We start from the raw sequence: 12,660 nt of genomic DNA, 5'->3' as shown, positions 1-12,660 counted from the left end.
GCGGTTTACTACAAAATCGCCTTGGGTATCGTATTGGAGGTCCATCAGTTTATCGTTGAATAACGATGATTACAAATAAACCTTTCGATAATATTGGAAATACAACCCTTACCTCGTAAAGGTTATCTCTGAGTAAGACAAAATAGAGCATAAAAAAACGCAACAGGACACTGTTGCGTTTTTAACTGTCAGAATGATTACGCCGTTATGCGCTGATACTGGTCTGCCTCAACATGTGCCACCGCCGCATTCAATGCTTCGTAACGGAATTGGTACATATTTTCATCAGGCACAAGGTCAATCACATGGAATTTCTCTAGCTGTTCTCGTGTTCGCTCATTCGGGCATAATAAATACACGGCACAATTGGCATCGAGAGCATCCTTAATCGCATTCTCTAACGCCAAACCGACGGTCACATCAATCATTGGTACATCCGTAAGATCGAGAATCATCACGTCATAGTCAGAAATACTAGAGTGCTGACGTGAAATGGCTTTAGAAACACTAAAGATCATCGGACCGGAAAGATAAAAGAACAGCACTTTACCATTAGCACGATCCAACAAACCACGCTCGCTGTCAGTCAGCGGCACATCATCTTCATCCGCGTCGCTGATCGCTTTTACTTGTCGCGCCTGCTCTCGGCTCAAACGCTCGATGATGATAATGTTCGAGATAAAGACGCCTAAACCCACCGCAACGATAAGATCAACGAATACTGTAAGCAACATAACGCCATACATCACCGCCATTCCGGAAAAGCTTACCTTATGTGCCCTCTGAATAAAGCTCCAGTCTAGGATGTTAAAGCCAACATACACCGCAATGCCTGCTAACACAGCCATCGGGATTGGCTCTGTTAATCCGCCAGCAACCAGTACAACCAACGCCAACATTAGTGCACGAATCACACCAGATAATGGCGAACGAGCCCCAACTTGGATATTCGTTACCGTCCCCATGGTAGCCCCCGCCCCTGGCAGCGCACCAAACAAGCCTGAGATCATGTTAGCTAACCCTTGACCTCGCAGCTCTTTATCTGAGTCGTGTTCTTTACGAGTTAATGAGTCACCGATAACCGCCGTTAACAAAGTATCAATACAACCTAATGTGCCGAGCACTAATGCATCAATGACCATCTCGACAAACATATCTGTGCCAATATAAGGGGCGACGAGGGAAGGTAACCCAGCAGGAATTTCACCGATACGACGAATATCTTCTGTATCAAAGAGAATCACAGACAATAAAGTCACCGCGACCAATGCCACGAGCTGTGCAGGAACGTATTTACGATATTGCTTAGGGAAGAAAAAAAGAATCCCCAAAGTCAGTAGTCCCAAAAACAACTCACTGAACTTAAGGTTAGAAATGGTCTCCGGCAAAGCAGATAACGTTCCGAGTACTCCCCCTGAAGGCGCGGCATGCCCCATCAAAGGCGATAACTGCAGAATGATAAGAATCACACCAATGCCAGACATAAACCCGGAAATAACGCTGTAAGGCATCAAGGTAACGTATTTACCCAGTTTTAACGTCCCCAATAGGATTTGGAACGCGCCAGCCATCATGACAACCGTGAAAGTCATAGCCATGCCCGTTTCTGGGTATTTCGCCATCATACTGGTTAATACTGCGGTCATGATTACCGTCATTGGCCCTGTCGGTTCTGATATTAACGTATTAGAACCACCAAATAACGAGGCAAACAAACCGACCATTATTGCTCCCCAAAGGCCGGCCTCAGCACCGGCTCCGGATGCAACACCAAACGCTAACGCCAGAGGGAGAGAGATAATCGCCGTGGTTACCCCGCCAAATACATCCCCTTTGAAATTGATATCTTCAAAACGACTACCGAACACTGCTGATTTTCCCTGCATTCAATTTTAAAAAGTAAAATATCACTACTTTAACGAGCTAGGCGAAAATTTAAACCATAAATAGATTAAGGCTAAATTCACACCACAAATAGTTTCACCAGATTTTACTTTTTTCTTAATGAAAACTAGTCAGATGAGTCCTATCTGACGAATATTTAACGAGATCGAAATTGTAACATTGTGTATAGTTACAACACTGATCGCTTGCATGTGCACACAAACAGCGACAGCGATTTTGTCTTTTAAGGGAAGTAGTTTGCAAAATGCCGGAAATAAAACAGTTATTTGAAAACAATTCGAAATGGTCTCAAGAGATCAAATCTGATCGACCTGAATACTTCGCAAAACTCGCTGAGGGGCAAAAGCCTGATTTTCTTTGGATTGGCTGCTCTGATAGCCGCGTCCCTGCCGAGCGACTAACCGGACTATACTCAGGTGAACTCTTTGTTCATCGGAATGTTGCAAACCAAGTTATCCATACTGATCTCAACTGTCTATCCGTCGTCCAGTACGCCGTAGACGTTCTTAAGGTTAAACACATCATTGTCTGTGGACACTATGGATGTGGTGGCGTAAATGCAGCCATTGATAACCCTAAGCTAGGTCTTATTAATAATTGGCTGTTACATATCAGAGATATCTATTTCAAACACCGCACTTACCTAGATCAAATGCCGCAACAAGATCGAGCGGATAAACTAGGCGAGCTTAATGTTGCAGAGCAAGTGTACAACTTGGGTAACTCAACCATCCTGCAAAACGCTTGGGAGCGTGGACAAGATGTTGAAATTCATGGTGTGGTATACGGAATTGAAGATGGTCGCTTAGAGTACTTAGGCATTCGTTCTAACTCTAAGGAAACCGTAGAAGCGTCTTACCAGAAAGCTCTTTCGACGATTCTAAATACAGATAACAAGCTGCTTTGTCGCTAAGTCATATCTAAAAGTTGAACAAAAAACGCCCATCTTAGATGGGCGTTTTTTTTATATTTTTAATGCTGCTCTCAATGATTATTCTTGAGGTACAACTTTACCGATGTATGGTAAGTGGCGGTATTTCTGCGCGTAATCAATACCCACCCCAACGACAAATTCATCTGGAATTTCGAAACCAATCCAATCCACAGGAACATTCACTTCACGACGAGATGGCTTATCTAGGAGCGTACAAATAGCGATAGACTTCGGCTCACGTAGCGAAAGAATCTCACGGATTTTATTTAGTGTGTTACCAGTGTCAATGATGTCTTCAACAAGCAGAATGTCTTTACCTTTGATGTCATCATCCAAATCTTTCAAGATACGAACGTCACGTGAGCTTTCCATCGTATTGCCGTAGCTTGACGCTGTCATAAAATCAACTTGGTGAGTCAGTTCGATAGCACGTGCCAAGTCTGCCATAAATACAAATGAGCCACGCAATAAGCCTACCAACACAAGATCTTCACTACCTTGATAACGCTCTGTAATTTGTTTGCCTAATTCACGAACTCGCTCCTGAACTTCTTGCTCAGAAATCATGACTTCTATTGTATGTTTCATACTGTGCTCAATCTAAATTTGTGGGTTGAGGTAAGTCGCACGCAAACGATCACCTAATCTTACGGCGTGTAGTGTATCACCACGTTCATTGGGTTGAAAGTCGCATCCTGTTGCCAAAAAATCTTGGAAGAAGGTCTTAGTTTTATAAAGTTCATAGCTAAATTTATCAATAATAATGACATTACTGTATATAAATTGTTCTACAGATGTTGACCTTGTGCATATGCACCATTACACTCATCACTGCTTTAAGCAACTATTAAAATAATCAATTAGGGGGTTACCCCCAATATCAACTCAAATGGCAAGGAAAATGGATATGGACTCAATTGCAAAGAGACCTAGAACTAGGCTTTCTCCAATTAAGCGTAAGCAACAGTTAATGGAAATCGCATTGGAAGTATTTGCGCGCCGCGGCATCGGTCGTGGTGGTCACGCAGATATCGCAGAAATTGCTCAAGTCTCTGTGGCGACTGTTTTTAACTACTTCCCTACACGCGAAGACTTGGTGGATGAAGTTCTCAATCACGTCGTACGTCAGTTCTCAAACTTCCTATCGGATAACATAGACCTAGACTTACATGCACGTGAAAACATCGCCAATATTACTAATGCGATGATTGAGCTTGTCAGCCAAGACTGTCACTGGCTAAAAGTATGGTTCGAGTGGAGTGCTTCAACACGTGATGAAGTATGGCCATTGTTTGTTTCAACTAACCGTACTAACCAGTTGCTGGTACAAAACATGTTCATTAAAGCAATTGAACGCGGTGAGGTGTGTGACCAGCACGATTCAGAACACTTGGCAAACCTGTTCCACGGTATTTGTTACTCACTGTTTGTCCAAGCGAACCGCGCTAAAGGTGAAGCGGAGCTGAAACATCTAGTGAATTCATACTTAGATATGCTTTGCATTTACAACCGTGAACACTAAAGCTTAGCTCGTAATATATGTCAGCCCACCGTTTGGTGGGCTTTTTATTGTCTGCTAAGCACACATTTATATTCCTATATAACAAGCATAAAAAAACCGCTGCAATGCAGCGGCTTCTATCATTCAGTCAGAAAAAGCTTACTTCTTCTTAACTGCTTTTTTGTTTGGCAGGTCAGTGATTGAACCTTCAAATACTTCAGCAGCTAGACCTACAGACTCGTGTAGAGTTGGGTGAGCGTGGATAGTCAGAGCGATATCTTCTGCATCACAGCCCATCTCAATTGCAAGGCCGATTTCACCAAGTAGTTCACCACCGTTAGTACCAACGATAGCACCACCGATTACGCGGTGAGTTTCTTTGTCGAAGATTAGCTTAGTCATACCGTCTGCACAGTCAGATGCGATTGCACGACCTGATGCTGCCCATGGGAATGTTGCTACTTCGTACTTGATGCCTTCTTCTTTCGCTTCTTTTTCAGTCTTACCAACCCAAGCCACTTCTGGCTCAGTGTACGCAATTGAAGGGATAACTTTAGGGTCGAAGTAGTGCTTCTTACCAGAGATAACTTCAGCAGCTACGTGACCTTCATGCACACCTTTGTGAGCAAGCATTGGTTGACCAACGATATCACCGATCGCGAAGATGTGAGGAACGTTAGTACGCATTTGCTTATCAACGTTGATGAAGCCGCGCTCGTCAATTTCTAGACCCGCTTTTTCACCGTCGATTAGCTTACCATTTGGTACACGACCGATAGCAACTAGAACCGCATCGTAACGCTCAGCTTCAGCTGGCGCTTTCTTGCCTTCCATTGAAACGTAGATACCGTCTTCTTTTGCTTCAACTGCTGTTACTTTCGTTTCTAGCATTAGCTTGAACTTGTCTTTGATACGCTTAGTAAATACTTTCACGATATCTTTGTCTGCTGCAGGAATTACCTGGTCAAACATTTCAACAACTTCAACTTTAGAACCTAGAGAGTGGTAAACCGTACCCATTTCTAGACCGATGATACCACCGCCCATGATAAGCAGTTTTTCTGGCACTTCTTTTAGTTCAAGAGCGTCAGTAGAGTCCCAAATACGTGGGTCTTCATGCGGGATAAATGGCAGTTTGATTGGACGAGAACCAGCCGCAACGATTGCGTTGTCAAAGTTAACAACTGTTGGCTCACCTTCGCCTTCTACAAGGATAGAGTTAGGGCCAGTGAACTTACCGTAACCGTTAACTACTGTTACGTTACGCATCTTAGCCATACCGCTTAGGCCGCCAGTTAGTTGGTTAACAACTTTTTCTTTCCAGATGCGGATTTTGCTGATGTCTGTTTGAGGCTCACCGAACACAACGCCGTGGTCAGCCATCGCTTTCGCTTCTTCAATTACTTTAGAAACGTGAAGCAGTGCTTTAGATGGGATACAACCCACGTTCAGACATACACCGCCAAGCGTGCTGTAACGTTCAACTAGTACAGTTTCAAGACCTAAGTCCGCACAACGGAATGCAGCGGAGTAACCAGCAGGACCAGAACCAAGTACAACAACTTGGGCTTTAATTTCTTTGCTCATTTTGACCTCTTGTAGTCATTATCCCTAACAGGCTGAGTGGGTATCGATTTTTTATGTTTAAGAGAGATTTGTTTTAAACAGTTATTTTCAGACCGCTAACAGTTTACAGAGATGTTAATGGTGTGAAAAGTAAATCAATTTAGCCTGTGAGCTAGACAACAATTCGATTGTGAAAACCCTGAACGAAGCAAGGCTGATAACCAAATTGTCGGTAATTATGATTAGCAGAGGCGGCTAAGTTGCCGCCTCTCATTCATCTAATTTCTATTACAGAACTAGACGACGAATGTCAGATAGACATGAGTTTAGGTAAGTGATGAAGCGCGCACCTTCAGCACCATCGATCACACGGTGGTCGTATGATAGAGACAGTGGAAGTTGTAGACGCGGTTCGAACTCTTTACCGTTCCATACCGGTTTCATTTCTGACTTAGACACACCTAGGATACCAACTTCTGGTGCGTTTACGATTGGAGTAAACGCTGTACCGCCGATACCGCCTAGGCTAGAGATAGTGAAACAGCCACCTTGCATGTCAGCCGCAGTTAGCTTACCAGCACGTGCTTTCTTAGAAACCGCCATTAGCTCTTCAGATAGCTCGTAGATGCCTTTCTTGTTCACGTCTTTAAATACAGGAACAACTAGACCGTTTGGTGTATCTACCGCGATACCAACATTCACGTATTTCTTCAGAATTAGGCTCTCACCGTCTTCTGATAGAGAAGAGTTGAACGCTGGGAACGCTTCAAGCGCTTTAGCTACCGCTTTCATGATGAACACAAGTGGTGTGATCTTCATGCCAGTGTCTTTCTTCGCTTCAATCGCGTTTTGCTCTTTACGGAATGCTTCAAGAGCCGTGATGTCTGCGTTATCCCACTGTGTAACGTGCGGGATCATTACCCAGTTACGGTGTAGGTTTGCGCCAGAGATCTTCTTAATGCGAGATAGCGGTTGAACTTCTGTCTCACCAAACTTGCTGAAGTCCACTTTTGGCCATGGTAGTAGACCAAGAGCCGCGCCGTCGCCTTTGCCAGATGCTGCTGCACCTGCGCCAGACTCAAGACGCTTAAGTGCATCTTTCACGTAAGCTTGAACGTCTTCTTTTAGGATACGGCTCTTACGACCAGAACCTTTAACCTTAGAAAGATTAACGCCAAATTCACGCGCTAGACGACGAACAACTGGAGACGCGTGAGCGTACTCATCGTTTTCTTTGAAATCGCCAGTCGCTGCTGGAGCTGCTGCCGCCGGAGCTTCTGCTTTAGGAGCCGGAGCTGCAGGTGCTGCCGCTTGAGCTGGAGCTGGAGCTGCTGCAGGAGCAGGTGCTGCACCCGCCACTTCGAATACCATGATTAGTGAGCCAGTAGACACTTTGTCGCCAGCTGCAATCTTGATTTCTTTAACTGTGCCAGCGAATGGTGCAGGAACTTCCATAGAAGCTTTGTCACCTTCAACAGTGATTAGAGATTGCTCTTCTTCCACTGTGTCGCCAACCGCAACCATGATCTCAGTAACTTCAACTTCGTCGCCGCCGATATCTGGAACGTTCACTTCTTTTGCCGCAGACGCTGCTGGAGCTGCTGCCGCAGGAGCTTCAGCTGCCGCTGGTGCTGCTGGAGCGCCTGAACCTGCTGTTTCGAATACCATGATAAGTGAGCCAGTCGATACTTTATCGCCTGCTGCAACTTTGATCTCTTTTAGAGTACCTGCGAATGGCGCTGGAACTTCCATAGAAGCTTTGTCGCCTTCAACAGTTAGAAGAGATTGCTCTTCTTCGATGCTGTCGCCAACGGCAACCATGATTTCGGTAACTTCTACTTCATCACCACCGATGTCTGGTACGTGAACTTCTTTTAGTTCTGCCGCTGCTGCTGGAGCTGGAGCTGCTGCTGGAGCTGCTTCTGCCGCAGGAGCAGGTGCAGCGTCAGCTGCACCCTCGGCTTCGAAAATCATGATTAGAGAACCAGTAGAAACCTTGTCGCCTTCTGCAACTTTGATTTCTTTAACGATACCCGCTTGAGAAGCAGGAACTTCCATAGAAGCTTTATCGCCTTCAACTGTGATCAGAGACTGCTCTTCTTCAACCTTGTCGCCAACGCTTACAAGAATCTCAGTAACTTCAACCTCATCCGCACCGATGTCTGGTACATTAATTTCGATTGCCATTTCTTATCTACCTTCTTAATTAAGCGTATAGCGGGTTTGTTTTCTCTGTGTCGATGTCGAATTTCTTAATTGCTTCTGCAACTACAGATTTCTCAACTTCGCCACGTTTCGCTAGTTCAGTTAGCGCTGCTACTACTACGTAACCTGCGTTCACTTCGAAGTGACGACGTAGGTTTTCACGGCTGTCTGAACGACCGAAGCCATCAGTACCAAGAACTTTGAAAGACTCAGCAGGAATGTATGCACGAACCTGCTCTGCGTAGTTCTTCATGTAGTCAGTTGCTGCGATAGCAGGTTCAGTACCCATTACTGTTTGGATGTAAGGTACTTTCGCTTCCGCTTCTGGGTGAAGCATGTTGAAACGCTCTGCATCTTGGCCATCGCGAGTTAGTTCGTTGAATGACGTTACAGAGTAAACATCAGAAGCAACACCGTAATCTTCGCTTAGGATTTGAGCTGCTTTACGTACTTCATTCATGATAGTACCAGAGCTCATTAGCTGAACTTTCGCTTTGTCGCCCGTGTAAGTTTCTAGCTTGTAGATACCTTTACGGATGCCTTCTTCAGCGCCTTCTGGCATTGCTGGCATTGCGTAGTTTTCGTTCATTAGCGTTAGGTAGTAGAACACGTTTTCTTGTTCTGGACCGTACATGCGACGGATACCGTCTTGCATGATTACTGCTACTTCGTACGCGAATGTTGGGTCGTAAGAAATACAGTTAGGAACCGTACCCGCCAAAATGTGCGAGTGGCCGTCTTCGTGCTGTAGACCTTCACCGTTCAACGTTGTACGACCCGCAGTTGCACCTAGTAGGAAACCACGTGCTTGTTGGTCACCAGCCATCCACGCCATGTCGCCAACACGTTGGAAGCCGAACATTGAGTAGTAGATGTAGAACGGGATCATTGGTAGGTCGTTTGTCGAGTATGAAGTCGCAGCAGCAACCCATGAAGACATAGCACCTAGCTCGTTGATACCTTCTTGTAGAACCTGACCTGAAGTCGCTTCTTTGTAGTAAGAAACAACGCCACGGTCTTCTGGTGTGTAAGTTTGGCCGTGCGGGTTGTAGATACCGATTTGACGGAACAGACCTTCCATACCGAATGTACGTGCTTCGTCAGCAATGATAGGAACGATGTTCTTACCAATGTTCTTGTTCTTAAGTAGAACGTTTAGCGCACGTACGAATGCCATAGTAGAAGAGATATCACGCTTCTGTTCTTCTAGTAGTGGCTTGAATTCTTCTAGCTCAGGAACGATGAATTCTTGAGTGAATTTTGGTAGACGCTGTGGCGTGTAGCCGTGTAGCGCTTTACGACGAGCGTGTAGGTATTCGTACTCTTTTGAACCTTCTTCAAGTTTCAGGTACGGAAGCTCTTTCACTGCTTCGTCAGTTAGGATGTCTTGAAGACCTAGACGATCACGTAGGTGTAGTACGTGAGTCATGTCCATCTTCTTAACTTGGTGCGCGATGTTCTTACCTTCAGCCGCTTCACCCATGCCGTAACCTTTAACAGTCTTAGCTAGGATTACTGTTGGACGACCTTTAGTTTCTGCCGCGTTTTTGTATGCCGCGTATAGCTTAGAAGACTCGTGACCACCACGCTTAAGTGCGAAGATTTCGTCGTCAGTCATGTCAGCAACAAGTGCAGCTGTCTCTGGGTACTTACCAAAGAAGTGCTCACGTACGTACGCGCCATCTTTTGATTTGAATGTTTGGTAGTCGCCGTCGATCGTTTCATTCATAAGCTGTAGAAGCTTACCAGTCGTATCTTTAGCTAGTAGTGAATCCCAGTTGTTACCCCAGATTACCTTCACTACGTTCCAACCAGCACCTTTGAACAGACCTTCAAGTTCTTGAATGATCTTACCGTTACCCATTACAGGGCCATCTAGACGCTGTAGGTTACAGTTGATTAGGAAACATAGGTTGTCTAGTTTCTCACGCGCAGCGAAAGAGATAGCACCACGTGATTCTGGCTCATCCATCTCACCGTCACCTAGGAACGCGTAAACGCGCTGCTCTGAAGTATCTTTAAGACCACGGCCTTCTAGGTACTTAAGGAAACGAGCTTGGTAGATAGAAGCGATTGGACCTAGGCCCATCGATACTGTCGGGAACTGCCAGAATTCAGGCATCAGTTTAGGGTGCGGGTATGAAGGAATACCTTTGCCGTCTACTTCTTGACGGAAGTTGTCTAGCTGCTCTTCAGTTAGACGACCTTCAACGAATGCACGTGAGTAGATACCTGGTGAAATGTGACCTTGGTAGTAAACTAGGTCGCCACCATCCTTCTCGTTTGGTGCACGGAAGAAGTGGTTGAAACATGTCTCGTAGAACGCAGCAGAAGACTGGAAAGACGCCATGTGGCCGCCTAGCTCTAGGTCTTTCTTAGATGCACGTAGAACGATCATGATAGCGTTCCAACGAATAATTGAGCGAATACGACGCTCAAGTGTTGTGTCACCTGGGTATGCTGGTTCTTGGTCTGCAGGAATCGTGTTGATGTAGTTAGTTGTGATACCTGTTGGCATATCAACACCGTCTAGACGTGCTTTATCTAGAACTTGCTCTAATAGGAATTGAGCACGCTCTAGACCTTCTTCACGTACAACTGACTCAAGCGCTTGTAGCCATTCTTGAGTTTCCAGTGCATCTACGTCATGCTTCATATCAGACATGGCGATCTATCCTTCTGTTGGTTGGATCTACTTATTTAAGTAACGCTCTTACGAGTCATTACCCTGCTGAATTCGACGTAGAGAACGCTCTCGTCGAGACTCTTCTCGAGTCAAATCCAACAATGTTTCTTCGATGTAAGCCAAGTGCGAGTGGGACATTTCTCGCGCCTTTTCAGGCTGACCAGAAACAATCGCATCCACGATATTGGCTCGGTGTTTACTGACTTTCTCGACCGCTTCTGGGCGGCGACGTAGTAATTTAAAATTTTGTAGAATATTTTGCTCAAGCAAAGGTGCTAAGCTTCGAACAATGTGCAACAAAACCACGTTGTGCGCGGCTTCTGTCAAAGCGATCAAAAATTGCATTACTTCCGCAGATTCAGCTTCGATATCGTTGTTTGCTTGCTCTTGGCTAATGCGCTCAAGGCAACCTTGAATACGCGCAAAATCTTCTTCGGTACCACGTAAAGCTGCAAAGTAGGCTGAAATTCCTTCCATCGCATGACGAGACTCAAGCACATCAAGCTGGGTTTCAGAATGACTAGACAACAAATTCAACAAGGGATCTGAAAAGCTCTTCCAGATATTCTCACTTACGAATGTTCCGCCACCTTGGCGACGAGTCAACAAACGCTTCGCTTCCAAGCGTTGAATGGCTTCTCGGACTGAAGGACGAGACACATCGAACTGTTTTGCCAGTTCACGCTCTGGAGGCAGTTGTTGCCCCGGAGACAATGTTCCTTCCACTATCAACCTTTCTAACTCTTGTTCTATAACATCAGAGAGTTTTGGCTGACGAATCCTTTGATAAGCCATAATTTATTGTTCTTCTACTCTTGCAGGTAATTGGTAATACCAATTTTAAGTTGGTGCAGAAATTAACATAATTAAAACGCCACTGTCCAGCCGAAAATTGACCTAAATCATAGAACGAGCTTACTTCCAACACTCTGATAACAATCGACTGTTAAAACAGCAATAGAATTGGTATGACCAATTACATAAAGCATACAAATGGGAAGTCGACGTGCTAGCAGTTTTGGAAAAGAAATACAGAAAATGACAAAATTATCAGTCTATTTATTCACCAAAACGGCATGTGCGAGCGTAAAAATGTAGTTAACTTTTAACAATCATTAATATTTCTGGTATCAAAAAAAGGCATACCTGATCGTATGCCTTATTTATTTCGCTTTTTTGAATTTACACTTTCGCTACAAATCAACGCTGTATAAGCAGTCTATATTTCACCCAATCAAAGCTTAGACCAGGATCGCTTTTTCTCAAGGGCGCAATATATTGATGACCGGTAATTCGTGGCGGGGTGATTTGAGGATAAGACTGCATAATCACCTCAGTAATCTCTGCAAGTGATTGATATTGCGCTTCTGTGTAGGCAGTAAATTCTGTCCCTTCAAGCTCGATACCAATGGAATAGTCATTACAACGCTCCCTGCCCGCGAAACTGGATTGACCGGCATGCCATGCTCTATCAAGAAAAGAAACAAATTGAACAACCTCGCCGTTTCTTTTAATCAAGCAATGTGCAGAAACGCCCATTTTGTGAATAACTTCAAAAAATGGATGTTCATTTGGGTCTAGCTTGCCAGTGAAGAAGTCCTCTATATATGGTCCACCAAACTGCCCAGGAGGCAAACTGATGTTGTGTACCACCAGCAGAGAGATGTCGTTTATATCAGAGCGGGCATCAAAAAATGGTGACGGAACATGCTTTGCCTGTGTCAGCCAGCCATTCTCGATAATTGGGCGCATATCAACCTCTCTACTTTGCAAATTAACTGCTGAAATTATTGACACCGGAGAGTATCATTCGTTGCCATCTCCCTTTCAAGACAAGATTTGCGATGAAGAACACACACAACA

General features: G+C 44.8%; 9 protein-coding genes. 2 read left to right on the top strand and 7 right to left on the bottom strand.

Annotated features, from left to right (window positions below; genetic code table 11):
* Window positions 1-197 precede the first annotated feature (197 nt).
* A complete protein-coding gene (locus tag R8O11_RS16710) occupies window positions 198-1,868 on the bottom strand; it encodes a SulP family inorganic anion transporter (protein WP_318194285.1) in 1,671 nt (556 codons plus the stop codon).
* 281 nt (window positions 1,869-2,149) lie between these two features.
* Between R8O11_RS16710 and can the strand changes: the two genes are divergently transcribed.
* Window positions 2,150-2,818, top strand: a complete 669-nt coding sequence (can, locus tag R8O11_RS16705) for a carbonate dehydratase (RefSeq protein ID WP_005379996.1) — start codon at window positions 2,150-2,152, stop codon at window positions 2,816-2,818.
* Between the two features lie 78 nt (window positions 2,819-2,896).
* Here can and hpt read toward each other — a convergent pair whose 3' ends face one another.
* Entirely contained in the window at window positions 2,897-3,427 is a 531-nt protein-coding gene (gene hpt, locus R8O11_RS16700) for a hypoxanthine phosphoribosyltransferase (RefSeq protein ID WP_005379995.1), read from the bottom strand.
* A 319-nt stretch (window positions 3,428-3,746) separates the two neighbouring features.
* On the opposite strand from hpt, the gene opaR reads away from it, so the two are divergent.
* A complete protein-coding gene (opaR, locus tag R8O11_RS16695; protein WP_005379994.1) occupies window positions 3,747-4,361 on the top strand; it encodes a transcriptional regulator OpaR in 615 nt (204 codons plus the stop codon).
* A 138-nt stretch (window positions 4,362-4,499) separates the two neighbouring features.
* Here the strand turns inward: opaR and lpdA are convergent, their stop codons facing one another.
* The 5 genes from lpdA to ampD form a co-directional block, all read right to left on the bottom strand.
* Window positions 4,500-5,927, bottom strand: coding sequence for a dihydrolipoyl dehydrogenase (lpdA, locus tag R8O11_RS16690; protein WP_005379993.1), 1,428 nt, complete (start codon window positions 5,925-5,927; stop codon window positions 4,500-4,502).
* A gap of 267 nt (window positions 5,928-6,194) precedes the next feature.
* The gene (gene aceF, locus R8O11_RS16685; protein ID WP_005386611.1) at window positions 6,195-8,093 is read right to left on the bottom strand and encodes a pyruvate dehydrogenase complex dihydrolipoyllysine-residue acetyltransferase; all 1,899 of its coding nucleotides are present in this window, start codon (window positions 8,091-8,093) and stop codon (window positions 6,195-6,197) included.
* Window positions 8,094-8,112: 19 nt separating this feature from the next.
* Window positions 8,113-10,776 carry a pyruvate dehydrogenase (acetyl-transferring), homodimeric type gene (gene aceE, locus R8O11_RS16680; RefSeq protein WP_005386612.1) on the bottom strand — a complete coding sequence of 888 codons (2,664 nt, stop codon included), beginning with the start codon at window positions 10,774-10,776 and terminating at the stop codon, window positions 8,113-8,115.
* Between the two features lie 48 nt (window positions 10,777-10,824).
* Entirely contained in the window at window positions 10,825-11,592 is a 768-nt protein-coding gene (pdhR, locus tag R8O11_RS16675) for a pyruvate dehydrogenase complex transcriptional repressor PdhR (protein WP_005379989.1), read from the bottom strand.
* A 405-nt stretch (window positions 11,593-11,997) separates the two neighbouring features.
* Window positions 11,998-12,549 carry a 1,6-anhydro-N-acetylmuramyl-L-alanine amidase AmpD gene (gene ampD / locus R8O11_RS16670; protein ID WP_042521337.1) on the bottom strand — a complete coding sequence of 184 codons (552 nt, stop codon included), beginning with the start codon at window positions 12,547-12,549 and terminating at the stop codon, window positions 11,998-12,000.
* Window positions 12,550-12,660 lie beyond the last annotated feature (111 nt).

This window comes from Vibrio sp. 1288 (genome assembly GCF_033344475.1).
This window is presented reverse-complemented; position numbering and strand designations above follow the sequence as displayed.

Bases quoted from the DNA above. Each gene is read 5' to 3' on its own strand.
- opaR (WP_005379994.1), top strand. From the start codon at position 3,747: ATGGACTCAATTGCAAAGAGACCTAGAACTAGGCTTTCTCCAATTAAG.
- hpt (WP_005379995.1), bottom strand. From the start codon at position 3,427: ATGAAACATACAATAGAAGTCATGATTTCTGAGCAAGAAGTTCAGGAG.
- lpdA (WP_005379993.1), bottom strand. From the start codon at position 5,927: ATGAGCAAAGAAATTAAAGCCCAAGTTGTTGTACTTGGTTCTGGTCCT.
- aceF (WP_005386611.1), bottom strand. From the start codon at position 8,093: ATGGCAATCGAAATTAATGTACCAGACATCGGTGCGGATGAGGTTGAA.
- can (WP_005379996.1), top strand. From the start codon at position 2,150: ATGCCGGAAATAAAACAGTTATTTGAAAACAATTCGAAATGGTCTCAA.
- aceE (WP_005386612.1), bottom strand. From the start codon at position 10,776: ATGTCTGATATGAAGCATGACGTAGATGCACTGGAAACTCAAGAATGG.
- pdhR (WP_005379989.1), bottom strand. From the start codon at position 11,592: ATGGCTTATCAAAGGATTCGTCAGCCAAAACTCTCTGATGTTATAGAA.
- ampD (WP_042521337.1), bottom strand. From the start codon at position 12,549: ATGCGCCCAATTATCGAGAATGGCTGGCTGACACAGGCAAAGCATGTT.